General features: G+C 68.0%; 9 protein-coding genes. All 9 read right to left on the reverse strand.

Going from position 1 to position 17429, the window contains the following annotated elements; translation table 11 throughout:
• Positions 1-1290: 1290 nt before the first annotated feature.
• Positions 1291-1956, reverse strand: coding sequence for a hypothetical protein (locus IO36_RS23995; protein WP_037622843.1), 666 nt, complete (start codon positions 1954-1956; stop codon positions 1291-1293).
• A 415-nt stretch (positions 1957-2371) separates the two neighbouring features.
• Positions 2372-3691, reverse strand: coding sequence for a TIGR02679 family protein (locus IO36_RS24000; protein ID WP_037622844.1), 1320 nt, complete (start codon positions 3689-3691; stop codon positions 2372-2374).
• Complete coding sequence (locus tag IO36_RS24005; RefSeq protein ID WP_051900876.1) at positions 3688-7920, reverse strand: TIGR02680 family protein; 4233 nt, start codon at positions 7918-7920, stop codon at positions 3688-3690. The genes IO36_RS24000 and IO36_RS24005 overlap by 4 nt, the downstream gene beginning before the upstream one ends.
• Positions 7917-9173, reverse strand: coding sequence for a TIGR02678 family protein (locus IO36_RS24010; RefSeq protein ID WP_051900887.1), 1257 nt, complete (start codon positions 9171-9173; stop codon positions 7917-7919). The genes IO36_RS24005 and IO36_RS24010 overlap by 4 nt, the downstream gene beginning before the upstream one ends.
• 11 nt (positions 9174-9184) lie before the next feature.
• On the reverse strand, positions 9185-10795 hold the full coding sequence (locus IO36_RS24015; RefSeq protein WP_051900877.1) for a TIGR02677 family protein: 1611 nt from the start codon (positions 10793-10795) through the stop codon (positions 9185-9187).
• A 148-nt stretch (positions 10796-10943) separates the two neighbouring features.
• Complete coding sequence (locus tag IO36_RS24020) at positions 10944-11483, reverse strand: PIN domain-containing protein (RefSeq protein ID WP_037622846.1); 540 nt, start codon at positions 11481-11483, stop codon at positions 10944-10946.
• Positions 11480-12628 (reverse strand): ImmA/IrrE family metallo-endopeptidase, encoded by a 1149-nt coding sequence (locus IO36_RS24025; protein WP_051900878.1) that lies wholly within the window; start codon positions 12626-12628, stop codon positions 11480-11482. Before IO36_RS24025 ends, IO36_RS24020 begins: the two co-directional genes overlap by 4 nt.
• Before the next feature lie 224 nt (positions 12629-12852).
• Positions 12853-16056: an AAA family ATPase gene (locus IO36_RS24030; protein ID WP_037622848.1), complete on the reverse strand. Its 3204-nt coding sequence runs from the start codon at positions 16054-16056 to the stop codon at positions 12853-12855.
• On the reverse strand, positions 16053-17336 hold the full coding sequence (locus IO36_RS24035) for an exonuclease SbcCD subunit D (protein WP_051900879.1): 1284 nt from the start codon (positions 17334-17336) through the stop codon (positions 16053-16055). Before IO36_RS24035 ends, IO36_RS24030 begins: the two co-directional genes overlap by 4 nt.
• Positions 17337-17429 lie beyond the last annotated feature (93 nt).

The raw sequence follows: 17429 nt of genomic DNA on the forward strand, positions 1-17429 counted from the left end.
AGAGCAACGATGCTCCTGCAGCATCCGGTGAACAGTTCGACTGCGGCCGAGGGATCGACGAGGCCGCAAAGGAGCCGCGAACGGTGCCGGCACGGCCAGGCGCTGCGGCCCTTGCCTGATGACGCCCCTCTTGATCGTCTTCTTGAACCTGCGTCCTGCCTATCTGACCGGGCGGGAGGTGGCGACGGGCGCTGTTGTGGTCCTCGTCCCGGTCTCGGGGCTCGCCGTCGGGACCAGAGGCCCACGCCGCGCAGGGCATCCACCATGCGCCCGATGGCCTGTGGCAGGCCACGCGCCATCAGTGTTTGCCCGTCATTCGAGCTGCGGTGTGCAGTTTCGACGCGGGACGATCACGACCTTGCGGCAGTGGCATCACGGGCCGGTGAAGTGCCGTAGCGGGCTGAGGGGTGTGTCGTTGTCCTTGCGTGAGCGCTGCGAGGGATGACGGTGGCGGTGTGGTGTTCGCTCAGCTGACCGGTGCCTATTGGCTGGCCGAGGCGTGTGGGGACTGCCCGAGGCGCCGTGCGTCGCTCGGCGACACGGAAGGCGAGCGACATGGGATGAGCGGTGACGGACCCGAACTTCCTGGTCGGCTTGGCTGGCTGCGTGTACTCATGCTGCCGGTCGCGGTCTTCACGGTGGCGGCTGCAGTGGCGGTGCGGGTACTCGTGTGACCGTTGGCCTCTCAGGGGTGATTGGTGTCGGTCGTACGGCCGTGTCACATCACGTGATTGGTCTTCGTTAAAGGCATGGTGGCCGGGTGACCACATCGTCGTGCCCTGCCGTCCTTCGCGCGCCGTGCGCGCCCGGCGTGACGTGGATGGTGAGACAAGGCGCTGGTACCGGCATCAGACTGCTCCTTGCCCGGGGGCACGGACTGGACGAGCCCATCAGGGCACTGACCGGGCCCCGTATCGCGAAGCGGCCAAGGCGGTCACCGCCGACTGTGTGACCTGCCAGGCTGTCGGGTAGCTGTCGCGGCTCTGGTGGAATTGAGCAGAGTGAACGCGACCAGCGGATTGCTCACTTGAACGAGCTATCCGATTGGAGGCGCTGAGACTTCACGGGGGAGTGTCTTGGGTGAGGCGAGTTGCTTGAGCTGCCGCTCTTCCAAATTGCTCGCCGGCGAGCCGGTACAGCTCACCCTTTCTGCGCCGCCGGGGTGGTGGTCGACAGACTCCGGTCAGTCACCCGGGGCCGCCCCGCCAATGGCTGGGGCGGCCCCGGGTGCGGCACAGGTTCTCTGAGCGGCGGCTGCGTTGACGCCTGGGGCAGTCCTGCCTACTCGCCTCACCGTTCCCTTGGGATGGGGGCATCGAAGACATCGACCACGAACTCCGAGGTCCCGCTGCCCTCGTAGTCGACGTCGTAGCGGCTGTGAAGCAACGTATGGACCCTTACCCACCGTCCTTGAGCCGTTGCATCCTCCGCTACGTTGAGCGCGCTGCGAACAGGGCCGACATCGCTGGCCCGCTCTCCACTCGTCCACGTCTGAAGGACCGTCGCTTCTGCGGGAAGCGCCCAGGTGCGAGGCTCGGCACTGGCTGGCACGGAAACCTCGTCGCTAAGCAGCTTGATGACCCACCAGACGCCGCCATCGCGCCGACTCTCGTTCGACATGCGAATTCCGAGCCCGATCGTGTACGCGCTCTCCAGATACTCCTCGAGCTCCTCGTCGATTTTGCCGAAGCAGACAGCCTCGCGAATAACATCGACCGGCCCGTACTCGGTGAAAGCCCCGACCGCCGGTGCACAATTGTCTCTGAGGTACTGCTGCGCGGCCATGCGCACAGGCTTCGGGGCTCGATTCAGGACCTCTTCGAGGGCTGTCTGGTCTCGATCAGCCAGGAAGGAGTTGAGTGCGCCGACCAGTTCCCCGGCCAAATGGAGATCACCGGCCCCCAGAGTGGTCACCGCCTCCAACTCTTCCCCCGGTCCTTTCACGAGGGCGAACACCCTGCTCCGTGCCGGGCTCGTGTGCGCAATGAATGAATGAATCACTTCTGTCTCACATCACATCTCAGCTCAGAAGCAGCCCGGGGCGCGAAGACGCGTCCGGGACTCCACAAGAACGGGGAACCCAGCCAGTTGGCGTGTCGCACGAGTTCCAGGCTCGTCCGCATGGCCGAAGGTGAGTTGCTGTCAGACCCGGCGCTTCAGCCCAGGGTCCGCATGGCTACCAAGACAGTATCCAGGTATATGAGCGGTGGCAACGAGGCCGTCCATCTTTGAGCATGAGCACGCCTGACATCGCCAGGTACAGCCGCGCACGACACGGGTAACTGGTCTTCACTTCTGCCCCTGCACAGGCCAGTTCGTTCTTACCAGAAGCAACTGGCTTTTGCACAGGTTCGCGCCGAGGGGGCTGGCGCTACGCGTCGACGGGGGTGCGCAGGTCGCCAAGGAGCTCGGCCAGGAGCGCTTCCTCGTGCACTGCCAAGCCTTGCCGCCTCATCACTGTCCTGAGTTGTGGATCCCACGGGGTGGGCACAGATTCCCCGGCCAGAGGGGTGAGACGGTCAGTGGGCAGCTTGGCCAGCGCGTTGAGGTAGTCAGCAGCGTGCATCCGCCAGGGGCGTGCTCCGGCACGTATCACGCGTTCGGCGATGGCGACGCCGGGCCAGTCGAAATCACCGTGATAGCCGACGTCCGCTCCGCCGCTGGTGAGTCGTTGCAACAGTTCCCATCCAACTGCGGACGGGTTGCCGCTTCCGCAAATCAGGATGCCGGGCAGGCCGTACCGGGCAGCGGCTTGAAGCACCTGCGGGTTTTCGCAGAAATGCACGGTCATTCCCGGTGGTGTCAGAGGAACATCGGGGACAGCGCGCAGTTCTTGCAGAGTCAGATGGGTTACCAACGCGAGGTCATGCCGGTCGCGCATCATCTGAGCCCAGGGGTGCGGTCCGGGCGGGGCGAGCCGCCACACCATGATAGTCCCTGACAGGACGTCTGTGCTGACGCCAACCCGTTCCCACAGCAGTCTGCGGCCTGCAGCCGAGTCGGGTGACGCCAGCGTGCAGGCGGCTGCAATGGCCTTGAGGACCAGAACCCCGGTGAGACGGCCCTCGTCGAGTCCGTGGGCATCGCCGGTCGTGTGCGCAGCCAGCTCACTCAGCTCCCACTGCTTCACAACTCCTGCTCCGTTGCCGGGAGGGGGGCGAAGAGGAGTGTCCGTGAGGGTGGCGATGGTGCGCACCGCGGAGCTGAGAGCGATGGTGGCTGCTTCGACGCCGGCACGGGTGAGAATTCCGGTGCTCCTCAACTCCTCGAGCCAGTCGGCGATCCAGCCCGCATGGGCCAGACCTGCACAGGTAAGGTCGCCGTCCAGCTGCTGCCAGAGCACGGTCCATGCTGTCTGCTGTGCCTCTTTGTTCGACGTCCGGTCCTGTAGGGGCTGGCCGGTCAAGTCCGCCACGACGCTGACGAGGCCGCATTGGGCGGCCGATGCCCTCAAGGCCGCGTCCAGGGCACCCAGTTGGATGCGGCGCAGGCCCGGATCGAGCCGGGTGCCGAGCAGTCCTCCCAGCCGCTTGGCGCCTTCGGTATCGAGCTGGACCTGCACGGTGCCGGTGGGGGAAAGGCGGTTGCGTTCCAGCCGTCTGCGGGCCGCCGCCCACAGAGCGGTGAGACTGGGATCGCCGAGGTATCCGCGGACGGGGGCGGGCATCTGGGGGAGGGATTGGCTGGTCATGATGCGGCGCGCAGGTGGCGGGTGCGGCCGTCCCAGTGGACGTGGGTAGTCACGGCCGCGGTGCCTTCGGCGCGGCGCACTTCGTAGGTGTCCAAGGCAGGCACCTCGGCGAAGAATCCCCACAGGGCGTGGCCGGTCATGACGAAGTCGAGGTCCAGGCGAACCAGGAGCGCCATCAGTTCACCGATGGTCCGGTGGTCGACTTTGGCGAAAGCGTCGTCCAGGAGGATCAACCGCAGGGCCCGGCCGGTATCGGGCAAACTGCTGAGATAGGCATCGGCGGCGGCGAACAGGGTCACATAGGACACGAAGCGGGTCTCGCCCTGCGAAAGCTTGGCCCGACGGCTGATCTTGCGCTCCTGGCCCGGTTCGGGACCGGTGATGTAGGCGTCCACGACATGCCAGGCCCGGTAATCGAGCGCCGTGTGCAGGTGGGTGGCGTATCCGGCTTGCGGGTCATTGCTGTAGGCGGCGTCCACGAGTGTCTTGAGCTGGCTGATGAGTTCTTCGGATTCTGTTACCCGCAGTACCTGTACGTCGCGTTTCATCAGTTCTTTGATCCGCATGATGTGCTCGTTGGCCGAATCGGCCAGACGCCAGCGGATCTTGACGCCGATGCCGTGGCTGGTGGTGATGGGCTCCAGCGAGGCGTTCATCGCCTTGACCAGGCTTTCGGCCTCGAGGATACGGTTGCGGAGTTCCTCGGCCATCCCGCCCAGGACGAAATTGTGAAAGGCCGTACGCTCACGCTGGGTCAGCGCGCTGCGTCCACGGTCGCGTCGTTCCCGCAGGTCGGCTGCTGCATCAGCGATGTGGCGCCTACCGCTGGCATCCGTCAGTTCCACGACGTGGAGTTCGTCCTCGATCGTGACAGTCACGTCGTAGGCGCCCGCGGTGTTGCGTTCCAGTACCGACTGGGCGCGCACCAGCGCTGTGGCATCGGCGGTGTTATCCGGCCGCTGCACCGCTGCCCGGACCTCGCGCACCGCCGCCAGGACGTCGTCCGCACTGGCGCTCGTCGACAGCAGCACCGCAGGCGCAATGGTGCCCGGGACCAGGGCCACGGCCAGAGCTGGATGCCCCAGGCGCCGGTGCAGCGTCTTGGCTTGCTGGACGAGAGCTGCCCTTGCCTCCTGCGCTTTCTCCCGGGCACCCTGCGCCTTCTCCTTGGCTGCGGCCACCTGGCCGGTCAGGCCGAGTACCTGGCTGTTGGTGCGCTGCAGGATCTCTTTGGTCTGCTTGAGTTCCCGCTCGGCTGCGTCGAGACGGTCGTGTACCTCCTGGGGACTGGACCCGAGGCTTTCGCGCAATGCGGCCAGTGCGGAAGCTTCCCGCAACCAGTCCAGAGCTGCCGACTCGGCGTGCTCCTCTGCCGTGCTGCGCCGATCGCGGACTGTGTTCAGGCGTGTCAGCAGCAGCAGCTGGCGGCCGAGGTGTTTCTTGACCGCCTCACTGGCACGGCTCACATTCCGGCACATGGCGTGTGACTGTTCCGCACAGGCCTGCATGGTCCGCAGACCGTCTGCGTCCTCGGGCATTCCCAGGGCCGTACAGATTTCACGGTGGCTGCGCTGGCGGGCTGTCCAGGCCCGCTGCATCCGCTCTGCCTCCTCCGCGAGCACACTCGCTTGCCTGCGACAAGCGACGGCGTCTGTGCGGGCGGAGGCGGCCTGCAGGCGCAGTGTTGCGAGTTGCACGGAGCGCGGAGCCTCCACCAGATGGCCCTCCAGGTCCCGCAGCCCGGTCAGCAGGGCGTCTTGTTGCTCGCTGCGCGCCTGAGCCGTCTGCTGCAGTTGTTCGAGCAGCACGTCGATCTCGGCGAGTCGGGCTGCGCGGGCGGCTGCCCGCGCGGTGGCGCCGATGTAGCGGGCGGTGGCGGGTAGATGACGGCCCCGCAGAGGGCCGTTGCCCCACGCCCCGTCGGACGACACCCAGGTGGAATGTCCTGGGCTCAGACCGATTTGATCCAGGACTGCGTTGATGCGAGCCGTGGTCCTACCATCGCTCCCGGTCGGGACGAGCAGCGTGCGTAGTGAACGCAGCGCCGGGGGACCGTCGGTCGTTAGCAGCAGCTGACCGTTGCTGGCGATCACGTTGCCGTCCTGCGTCAGCACGCCGTACAGCAGCCCCGAGGCCAGCAGGGCGCCCTCCACGCCGGCCCGTAGGGGGGCGTCGACCTCGGGACGGAACTCCAGCAACTGCCACAGTGCCGGAGCCCCGGGGGGTGGACTGTCCAGCCAGTCGGGCACCGCAGGCGGCACATCCCGCTCCCGACGCAGTTCCCTGGCTTCGGCCAGCAATTGCTCACGCCGGGCCTGCTCCTGTTGAGCTTGTGCAGCCAACGCAGCCATCTGCTGTGCGTGCAACGCCCTGGCAGGCGCAGCCATCTGCTGGGCGAGCGCGTCCAGGAAGGCCAGCTCACGGTCGGCTTCCGGGCCGTCTGGCACATCACCGGACAGGGCCTCGACATCGTTCAGGAGTGCGGCGACGGCCGTGCCGTGCCAGTCGATGGCACCCAGCAGACGCCGCGAGCGCGCGGATGCGGTCCAGGCCCGCCAGTCCACGGCCAGCTTCGTGGCCGCTTCATCGCGGTTGGTCTCGGCCCGTTCAGCTTTTCCTTCAGCTGTGTTGGCGTCTTCGGCGGCGTCTTCGGCCCGGTCCTGTGCGCGCCGTACCTTCTCGAGGGCCAACGCCACTTCCCTGGCCTCGCTGGCGCGTGCGGCTGCCTGCTGGGCTCGGGTGGACGCGGCGGAGCGCAGAGCAGGGATCGCTGCGAGCAGCTCGTCGATCGTCGCGGCGATACTGTCCGGGGCGGGGACAAGGCGAAGTGCCCCTGGGCGGTCTACCGGTTCCGGGTCGGCATCCACTGCGGTGCGCACCGGCTCCATCACGGGCTCCGACGGCCGTACTTCGATGTCCGGCGCAGGGGGCAGTGGGGTATGGAGACCTGCCCGGACCAGCAGTTCACCGGCTTGCTGAGTGATCTCGGCCGCCTCGTCCGCCGCATGCTTGACGTCCTGGGCCGCTTCGTTGCACGCGTCGGCGTTGCGTCCTTCTTCCTCGCGGGCCGCCTTGGCGGTTGACATGGCGTTGCGGGCGGCCGCTTCCAGGGCCTGCAGGGTGCTCAGGCGTTCGCTGAGTTCCCGGGCAGCCTTGTATTCGCTCGACTGCCGGATTCCGGCGACGAGTGCTTCCAACTCGTCGCGGTAGCCTTCTAGTTCACTGCCTTCAGCCACTGCGTCGGCATGGTCGCGGACGAGCTGGAGGTGCGCTTTCTCCCGTTGTGCGGCCGCCGTGTCGGTGTCCCGGGCGAGAACGGCCGCAGCCTGGGTGCGGTCACTGGCGGTGATGCAGACGCCCGTGGCGTATCGGGTGTAGACCCTGAGGAAGTCTGCGACGTGACCGTAGGCGGCTTCCAGCCGGGCCAGCGCAGCCCGGGTTTCTTCCAGCCCGTCGAGTTCCTCACCCGCTGTAGCGATGGCTTTGTCCGACAGAGGGGGCAGGGCGTCGGAAAGGATCTGGGGCAGACGGCCTTCGTCGATCCGATTGCCCACGTCGGGTGAGCGCAGTGTGTGCAACAACTGCAGCAGACCCGCATACCGCTCCCGTCCCTGGTCGCCGTGGAGTCCGAAGACAGCCGCGCGTACCCGGTCCCGGTGGACGTCGGGAGACGACGTCAGACGGTCCGCTCCGATGGCTGCGGCCAGACCTTCCTTCGACAGTGGGACCCGGCCGGTGTCGAGAAGGGACAGATCCTTGTCGACCTGCAGGGGAGTGAGGAAGTACCAGGCTTTCGCTTCCGCTGTGCTGTGCGAGAAGCGGATCAGGGCGCCTGTGGTCAGGAACTCTGTGCGCTGTTTGCCGCCGGTGTCCTCCACGTCACGGGTGAGCTCCAGCCACACATATCCGAGCCGGTTGGCCTGGCCCTCCCCGCCCGCCCGCATCAGGTCCTCCAGCCGGACCTTGCCGGACCCGGTGGCGTCCATGCGGCGCCGGTCGGCGTCCAGCACGAACGGCAACAGCATCTCCAGGGCCCGGGACTTGCCCGATCCGTTCGATCCCCGCAGTACGAGGCGGCCGCCCGAGAGATCGAAGCGCTGGTCGAAATAGAACCAGACGTTGACGATTCCCGCCCGGTTCAGCCGCCACCGGTAGGGATGGACCGCACTGGCTTGCCCGCTTGCAGGGCTGTCGGGCTTGCGCGGGCCGGGAAAGGCGAGAGCACTCACAGTGCCTCCCTGAGGAGGGATTCAGCGAACAGTGCACCGGAAGGCGACGCGCCAGCGCGCGGTGTGTTGCCCCGTTGCCGTGCTGTGCGTGTTGGCTGAGCGTGCGGTTGAGGCCGGTAGCGGGCCGCTGCAGGATGCAGCACCAGACCTTCGGGCAGGCTGCAGGCCAGCGCCATCGATTCCAGCAGGGCCACCACCTCCTTCTGTAGACGCGCCGGATCGGCGATGTAGGCCCCGGCCCAGGCTTTGGCGTAGCGCGAGGCCAGGGCGTCCAGTTCACTGCGAACCGTGTCCCACGGTGTCAGGAGGCCCGGGACATCTGCCCCGGCTCCGGGGACGTGGTGACCCACCGTCGGCCGGCCCAGATCGGTCAGCGCGTCGGTCAGCAGCAGCGCGGCCTGGCGTACGGTGCCCGGACCCGGATAGGCCACATCGCTGAGGGTTCCTTCGGTGTCATAGGCCAGGGCTCCCTCTGCTCTGACCTCCAGCGTCAGCCCGAAGTGCTCCTCTAAAAGACGCGTCAGCTCCGAGCGTTCCCGAGAGAGGACATCACGCTCGTCCTCCGGGAGCTCTTCCCGCTTCACCAGCGGGTTTTCCACCAGTCGGCGTCGCAGACTGCGCCGGGGCTCGGATGCCCCGCTCGGCAGCTGGGATGCCAGGTCGGACAGGGAGGTCACGTTACGCAACGGGCGGGGGAGCACATGCGGCAGCAGGGGGCGGTGGATCTGCAACACACCCTCCTCGCGGCGTTCACTCCACGCGGACAACGATCCGTCGGTCTCGGTCAGCACACCCCAGTCGATGAGAAGCCCGACGGCCTGCACCAAGCGGCGGTTTTCCGAAGGGGTGTCGCGCAGTTCCACACCGGCAGAGGCGGCGTCTGCCCGCACCTGTTCGACCAATGAGGAGATCAGCAGCCACTCCCCGGTGCCGGGGGTGAGCAATGCGGCACAGGCCAGCGAGAACAACGCATAGGTCTGCGGGGTGAAAGGGGGACTGTCTCCGCGCTGGACGGGTCGCAGTGGGCTGTCCGGACTCGGCGGCGTCTTCACCAGCCGGGCAAAGGACGTCTCGACGATGAGGTGATAGCTCAGGAGTTTGGCGAAAGTGGACCGCAGCGCGACGGAATGCCTGCGGACCAAGGCCAGTTCGTCCGGCTGCCGGTGCGACGTCAGCACGGGCTGGGCCAGCAGGGTGCGGGCAGCCATACGCCGCTCCGCCGTCTCGTGCTGCGCGGTGGAGCCGTGCGGCATGGTGATCACCCTCACTGGGTGCCTCCTGCGGCCGAGGGCGGCTGCCGGTCCCCGCCCGCGTGGTCAGCGTATGCGTCTGCGGCGCTCTTTTCCGGCGTATCGCCGGGGCGGCTCTGGTCGCTGGCACAGGCATTGAGAGCCAGACACAAGAAGGTCGTCTCGCCGTCGTCCGACCTGACCACGGTGTCGGTGTCCGATTCCGCGACGTCCACAGCGACGTTGAGATCGACGTCGTCCACGCGCACCGCTTCTGACGGGCTGAGCTCTTTGGCCAGCGCCATGGATACCAGCTCCAGCAGCAGATCACGGGCAGCAGGAGTGAGGTGCGCCCCGTCCAGCACACCGGCAGCGGCGAGTTCGGCTCCGGCTGCCAGCCGGGCCGTGAGCTCCTGGGCGGCTTCCTCCTGCAGGCGGGTGATGTCCATGCCCGGGTCGGGCACCCGTGCGGTGCGTCCGCGCGCCGTGCGGTCACCACGCTCCCGCAAGGAGACCGGGACGTCCACCGGGCCGGCGTCCCACCACGAGGTCGAAGCGGTGTCGCGGGGGTCGGCCTCGTCGGGTCCGAAGCTCACATGGCGTGCGGGGTAGGCGCCGAAGGCGGCCGAGAATCCGCGGTGGGCCTCTTCGACACTGGCCTGCGCGAACAGGCCGGCCAGGTGCATCAAATCGCTGCGCCTCGCCCCTCCGGTACCGCCAGGGGTGAGCATGCGTCGCGCGTTGGTGAGCAACTGCCCCAGAGCCGATTCGGCCGCGGCCCGCAGCTGCGCCGGGCCGGACATGCCTCCGTCGCCGCCGCTGTACCAGGCCAGCAGCTCTGCCCAGTCGCTGTACTGCCGGCCGGGCAGCCGCTCGACGGGGGCGCCGTCCGCAGAGGCCAGGCCCGGCAGGCTGTCGAGGGCACTCAGAATCTGGTCCAGGACCGGCTGGAGGTCTTCCAGGCATTTCAGGACCGCGGGTGAGTGACGGGACACGTCGGTGTCGATGAGGTGGACGTATTCCAGCAGCAGGCCCTTGAACGACGCGTACTCCTCACCGGCCAGGTCGTAGCGGACCAGCACGGAGGACAGATAGGCGTAGAAGTCACGGATGCTGTCGGCGAAGTACGACTGGTTGGTGAAGGCGGTGGTGACATCGGCTGCCAGGGCTTCGGCGTCGATGGTGCGGGGGTGGTGTGCCTGGCGGAGGATCTTCGACAGCAGCGCGGCCATGCTGCCGAGCAGTTCGCGTGCCACCTCCCGCGCGCCGTCGCGCATCTGCAGGACCTTGGTGACCTGTCGGTGGACCGTGCCGCCGAGCCGGGTGACCTGAAAACGGGCCCGGGTGTAGCGCAGCGCGGCGACCGTGGGGACACGGGGGTCACGTGCGGACGGCATGAGGTTCTTCCAGCGGACCAGGCTGGTGCAGCGGGCCTCCGCCTCCTCCGGGGACAGGGCTATGCCCCGATTTGCCAGTGCCTCACTGACCTCGGCTGCGGACAGGTCGGTCAGCAGTGTCTGCGTGAACTGGTCCATGATGGCGAGGTATTCGGCCGCATTGTCGACCGTGACATACCTGAAGAGATCGCGCCGCTCGTCCAAGTCGTCTTCGAGGCCGTCGTCGCCACCGAAGTAGCCTTCCCTCAACTCCCGTCCCCCTCAGGCCGTTCTCTCGGCCGCGTGAGGCCAGGAAGGTATCGATTGTCAGGGTAGGGCGGGAAGCACCCGCTTCCCGATGATCGATCACAAAGGACCGAAAATAATCGAATCTTGACAGGGGTCGGCCTGGAGGGGGCTAGCGGAGCAGACCGGAAGGATCGTCCGGTATGGAGAGGTGCCGTCCGGCATCCCGCATCTGTCGCAGGAGCTTGTAGGCATCGGTGTGGGTGATGTCGCCCGCGCTGCATCCATGGGCCATCACGTCCCAGGTTTCCAGCGTGGTAATGCCCTGACGGCGGGCGTGATCGCACGCCGCGCGGTCGTCGCTGAGCCAGAAGGAACTTCTGAAGTCCGGCCAGTGCTGAATGACGTGCAGTGTCTGCGCTTCTCCCAGATGCTGCAGAGGTGCACTGGCGGAGCCGCCGAATGCGGCCCGGCGCACGCGCTCGACCAGGTCGGCCTCGGACATCTGGATTTCCAGAGGCTCCCCGAGCCATCCGCTGACGGCCACATCGGCGAGTTGGGCGTAGGTGTTCTGAGCCGACCTGCTTGCTTCGTAGGCGACTGCTTCGGTCCACCGCCCCCGCCCGTTGAGGATGTTTTCGAGCAGGCCGAGGGCGTCGACGCAGGCGAAGTTGCACAGCACGGTGTTGTCGGGGAACCACCACGAGGTCACGGGAAGAAGGCCAGTTCTGCAGGGCTGGTCGCTGGGGCGCCGGGCGGCGAAGTCCCCTCGCGCGCCCCAGGATCCGGATGGAAGAGGTCCAGCAGTCGTTCGGAGTCCAGCCCGGTCACGGTGGCGACGAGCCGGATGCTGATGTCCCCCCTCGCGTAGGCGGAAATGGCCAGTTCGGCCAGGCTGGCGGAGTACCAGCCGTCGCCGGCCTGCTGGGCGTACTGCATGTGCCGACCGGGGTCTCCCGCATGCTCGGCCGCCGTGCGGGTGGTGGCGGCTGACCACGAGCGGCGCTGTTCGTCGCTGATGATTCCGAGCGTACGCAGTCGCGTTGCCATCGCGCTGGGGGAAACCTGGTACTCCCACGACAGGGACAGCAGCGCTTCCCTGTTCAGGCGGCCCGCGTTGCCTGCGCTGTGTGACAGTTCCTTGCGCGGCATGAGCAGTTCGGCGGCGAAGGCGTTGGCCCTGATCTCTGCCCGACCCTGGTCCGTACTGGGGGTCACGTGCTCGGTGAGCGGCCGGTCGGTGGCGTCGCCGGCCAGGATGTGGCCCAGTTCGTGGGCCAGGGTGAAGCGCTGGCGCGTCCACACGTCCGTGCGGCCGACCAGCACGAGACGGAAGTCGCCCGTATCCCACGACAGTCCGTCGAGACCGTCAGGAAGGTCGGTGGCCGCGGCGATGAGGCCGAAGGCTTTCTCCCACTGTTCGGCAAGCCCCCGCACGGTGACTCCACGCGGACTGTGACCGATCATGGCTGAGGCGTCCTCGGCCAGTTGGGAACCTTGCGCGATGAGGTCGGACCCGTCGGGCAGGGAGGGCAGCCGGGGCAGGTCCGGGCGGTGTCCGACGCCGGCCAGAGCGTCGATGCTCTCGGCGTAGCGCAAGGCGGCCGCCCTGCTGTCGTCCGGTGCCGCCACGCCCCGCGCGCGGGTGCGGGCGGCCATCGCCGTGGCCTGGCGCGGCTCGGTGCCGTGCAGCAGCCAGTCGACCGTCGTGTGCCCTTGCTCGGCGATGAGTGCCAGTTCCAGGGAGGTGAAACGCCGTGCTCCGTTGAGGGATTTGCTGAGCTTGTCGGCGGTCATCCCTATGCGCCGCGCGAACTCCACCTGGTTGTCGCCGACGCCCTCGAGTACCTGGCGCACTCGCGCATTCAACGATTCCGTCATTACCCCACCGTAATCGGGCGTTGCGAAAATCGCAATGATTTGATCGCGGGTGGCCTTACTTGATCGGGTGTGGTCACGATATTGCTCCTGGGCGCCAACGAATGATGCAGTCACATTGTGCAACGACCTGCGCCGCTTCGTGTGGCGCAGCAGGGGCGTCGAACAACAGCACGGCGCAGCTCCAAGACCGGGAGAGGGGGTCATGTGAGCTCGGCCAGGTTGTGGGAGTCGCTGCGCACGAGGGTGTGATGTTCTTCCGGGGCGAGCCAGCGGGCGGTGGAACCCGAGACGTCCTTCTTCACCCACAGGACGTCGTGGACGCTTTCCGCGACGGGGTGAAGGTGACTGATGACGGCCAGGAGTTTGTCGCTGCCGACGTGGGTGCGCAGCACGGACAGGGCGCTTTCGAGTGCCCCGGCGTCCAGGGTGGCGAATCCTTCGTCGAGGAAGAGACTCTCCAGTCGGGCGCTGGTGCGGCTGTGCAGTTCGACCAGGGCCAGGGACAGAGCGAGCGAGGCCTGAAAGGTCTCCCCGCCCGAGAGGGTCCTGGGGCTGCGGGCGGTGTTGTTGCCGAGGCTGACGATGCGGAAGTCCTTGCTGAAGGCGAACTGGCCCGCGGACAGCTCTTTGAGCAGGCGGCTCCCGTGGATGAGCAGGGCGTGGGTACGCAGGTCGGCCAGGTGGCTGGGGAACTTGGAGTCGCTCATCTGCTCATACAGCCCGGTCCAGGCGGACTGCTGCTGCTTGCCCGCTGCGATGGCTGCCTCGAGTTCGAGGACGTGGGGGATCTGGGCGAGCGCTTCCTCGAGGTCGGATGTTGCGCGCTCGGCCTCTTTGCGCAAGGCGCCCGTCTGTTCGTGGACGGGAGTCAGCAGGTCGGCGGCGAACAGCAGATCCATGCCGGCTGCAAGGGGAAGGGGAGTCTGTGGGGTGAGGGCCATGAGGGCCTGGTAGGCGGTGGCGGCCTTGGCGGCGAGCCCGTCGAGGGTGTTCTGGGTGCTGCGCCGCCCGGCGTCGAGGGCCTCGTGGAGAGCAGCACAGGCCGCATCGAGAGCGGTGGCGTGGTCCGCCACGTCCTGCGGCTCGTCCCACGCGGCGGGCGGGGGCGGCAGCGGCACGGCGCCGTCGTGGAGCAGGTGCGCCGCGGTCGCGGCCGCGGCCGCGCGCCGTTCGAGCTCTGCCTGCTGGCGGCGCAGCGGTTCGGCGACGCACCGCCGGTGCTCACCGGCCAGTCTCTCCCTCTGGGTGGCCAGCTCCCGCAGGTCTTCGAGAGCCTGGGTGTATGCGCGGTCGAGGTCGCCGAGGCGGCCCAGATGCGCGGCGACTGCCGACGTGCAGGCGGCGATGGCCTGTGGCGACGGCAGTGCGTCCGCGTCCGGCAAGCTGAGGCGGACCGGCTGCGGCATCGACGTCAACCGGTCGAGGAACTGCCGGCGTGCACGGTCCAGTCGCTGCTGCTCCCGCTCTGCCTTCTCGCGGCCGGCACTGAGGGTCTTGCGCCGCTGGCCGAGTGCCGCCTGCCCGGCCTGGACCTCCGCCGCGGCCGACCGGGCGGTGTCATGAACGGCGGTGGCGGCGTCCTGCGCCCGGCCGACACGCAACCGGGCCTGCGGCAGCAAGGTCTCCAGCAGGGCGAGGCGCTCGGCCGCGGTCTGTCGCCCATGGGCGAGGAGCGCATCCACGGCGGCACCGGCTTCCGCGAGAACCTGCGCGGCGAAGGACTCTGGTGCGTCGTGGCCGGTCAGGGTCGCCACGTCCTGGGCATGCTGCTGGACAGGGGAGAGCTGGGCGTCCATGCGGCCAGTGGCGGCTTCGGCCTTCTCGCGGTGCTCCTGCTGCGCCCGCTGCGCCTGCAGGATTTCGCTCTGGACGTCCCGCAGCACGTGGAGGGCGTTGTTGGCGGCGGTGGCAGCTTTTGCCCTGGCCTGCTTGGCCTGTTTTAGCGCCTTGGGATCCTGAGGCTCGGGAGCGGCGTAGGAGTCGTCGACGGGATGTGTGCAGACGGGGCAGGCATCACCCGTGGACAGGCCTCGGCCCGCGGTGTGGGCGGCTTCGCTGCGCTGAACCTCTTCCACCGCCCGTTCGGCCTCTTCCAGCAGTCCGCGCTGCCGTGCGAGGGCGGCCTCGGCGTCGGCCGAGGCCGCGGAGAGCTCTCCGTATCGGTCCCGGGCCGCGGTCTCCTCGCCGCGGTGACCGGCGACGGCTGCGCCCTCCTCGAGCAGGACGCGGACGGCGCCCGTCAGGCGTTCGAGGGCGGAGCCGGCCTCGTCCGCCCGCGTGTGGGCGCGTTCGGCGTTCTCCCGGAGCCCGGTCAGCCGGGCCGCCTGGTCGGCCAGACGTTCCTCGTCGCTTGCGATGGACTGCTCGTCCTTCTGGAAGCGGTCGAGGTCCTGCTGTAGTTCCTGCTGCTGCTCGCCGATGCTGTTCAGCAGCCCGGGGGCGCCCTCCAGCACCTCCGCTGCGGCGGCGAGCGTGCTGATGCTCAGACCGGCGGTGCGGTCCTCGTCCAGCGAAGCCTGCAGCCGGTCACGCTTTTGTTCGGCTTTCTCCTGCGAGCGGTGGGCGATCTCCAACTGCCTGCGCAGGGCCTGGTCGTCGGTGATGAGAGCGGTGAGCGGGGCGTGGACGTCGGTCGCAGTGCATTCGGTCAGGGCAGTAGCCGCGCGGGTGGTGTCCGTACTGTGCTGCTGCAGGTCACCGGCCTGACGCTGCAGTTCGCACAGCGTCTTCAGGTGCCCGGACAGGTCGGCCGCTGTCTTTTCGGCCTGCGTCTGGCGGATGCGCAGGCGGTGAGCGTCGGCTTCGGGGTCCTCGGCCAGGCGGCCGCGCGCCTCGGTCGCCCGGAGCACGAGATCGGTGAACCGTGCCCGCCGGTTGTCGGCGCGCTGGCGCAGGCGCTGGAGCTCCTCGATGCCGAGCAGGGACTTCAAGAGCTGGGTGCGGTGGGTACCGGTCGCGTTGAGGAGGACGTCGAACTTGCCCTGGGGCAGCAGCACCGCACTCTTGAAGCTGTCGTATTCCAGGTTCAGCAGTTGCCTGATGCGCTGGTTGACCCGTGTGGCGCCGTCGACCGATGTGCCGTGGGCGGTGTCACCGCCGTGCAGGCGTACGTCGGAGGCGCGGCCGCCTCGGTGGCAGACGCGGGTGACGTGCCAGGTGGTCCCGTCGACGGCGAAGGCGAAGTCGATCGACATCTTCGTACAACCGTCGGCGATCAGCTGCGATCCGCCCTCTCCCCAGGATGTCCTGCCGTAGAGGGCGTAGGTGATTGCCTCCAGCAGTGTCGATTTGCCCGCACCGGTGTCGCCGAGGATGCCGACCAGGCTTTTTCCGGTGAAGTCCAGCGGCCCGCAGGTTCCGGTGTAGCTGCGAACTCCGGACAGGGTGATGCTGAGCGGCCTCATTCCGTCTCCGATCCGGTGCGGCTGGGCGTCCAGGGGTTCTCGAGGGCTTTCTGCAGGGCGAGTTCCGCCGGGCAGGGCGGCGGCTCGTCGCCGTCGGGGTGCTGCAGCAGGGAGCTGAAGGCGGCCAGCACGTCGTCGGCGACCCGGCCCGGGGTGCCGTGCTCGGTGAGGTAGGCGCGGAAGGATTCCGTGAGTTCCGGTTCCTCCTCCGGGAGATCGCTGCCGTCCAGCGGCGTGACCCGGGTCTCGGCGCAGTCCTCGTGCATGTCGACGACGACCGCGTCGGGTACGGCGCAGACGACCTTCTGCGCGAGCTGCGGGATCAGTGTCTGGCTGGTGATGGTCACCCTCAGGAAGGTGCCGCTGAACTCCGCGGCCCTGGTGGCGAGTTCCTCCAGGGTGCCCGTGAATTCCTTCAGCTTGCGTCCGGCCCGTAGCGGGCGGGTGGTGATGCGGGTGGGGCGCTGAGGGTCGGCTTCGACGAGGACGACGCTCTTGAGATCGTCGCGCTCGCCGAAGTCCAGCTGCAGGGGGCTGCCGGCGTAGCGGGCCGTGGCCCTGCTGGAGGAGAGGGCCTGCGGTTTGTGGATGTGCCCGAGCGCGCAGTACGCGACGGACGGCAGATCGTCCGGGGCGGTGGCATAGGCGTCATTGACGTCGAGGTGGCGTTCGCTGCCCGACAGCAGTGCGCCGCTGAGGTAGAGATGGGTGGCGAAGACGAGGACGTCCTGCTGCGGGGAGTGTCCCTCGTTCATTTGCGCGACGAGGTCTTCCTGCAGGCCGCGCAGGCCCTGAGCGTAGGCGCCGTCTGTGGTGCCGAGCCCCGGGAACAGGTGCATGAACCGGTTGGGATGGATGAAGGGCAGGGCCGCCAGCCGGATGCGCTGCGTCTTGTCCCGCGTGGGGATGTCGAGGAGCCGTCCGCCGCCGGAGCCGTCCGCCGCGGTGTGCACGAAGGTGACGGAGTGGCCGCCCGGGCGGTCGGTGCCCCGGTAGAAGTAGCCGAGCACATCGAACCAGTGCGGCGAGTCGTGGTTGCCGCCGACGACGACCACCGGAGCGACCGACCGTAAGGAGTCCATGGCCCGCATGGCTCGCAACACGTCACCTGCGGAAGGGCTGTAACGGTCGAAAAGGTCCCCGCTGTGCACGATCAGATCGGGCTGCGTGTGCCGTGCGATCTCGGCGATCTCGGCGAGGACGGCGTCGAACTCGTCGTCCCGGGAACGGCGTTGCATCCTGCGTCCCAGGTGCCAGTCGGAGGTGTGAAGGAGCTTCATGAGGGCGTCTCCCGGCAGGAGGAACCAACGCCCTTTGTCGGCAGGGCGGTTGGTGGAGTGCCGGGAACTCTACACGCCCTTCTCAGGGGAAAC

The organism is Streptomyces aureus, from assembly GCF_000725495.1.
In the GTDB taxonomy this organism is placed as follows: Bacteria; Actinomycetota; Actinomycetes; order Streptomycetales; family Streptomycetaceae; genus Streptomyces; species Streptomyces aureus_B.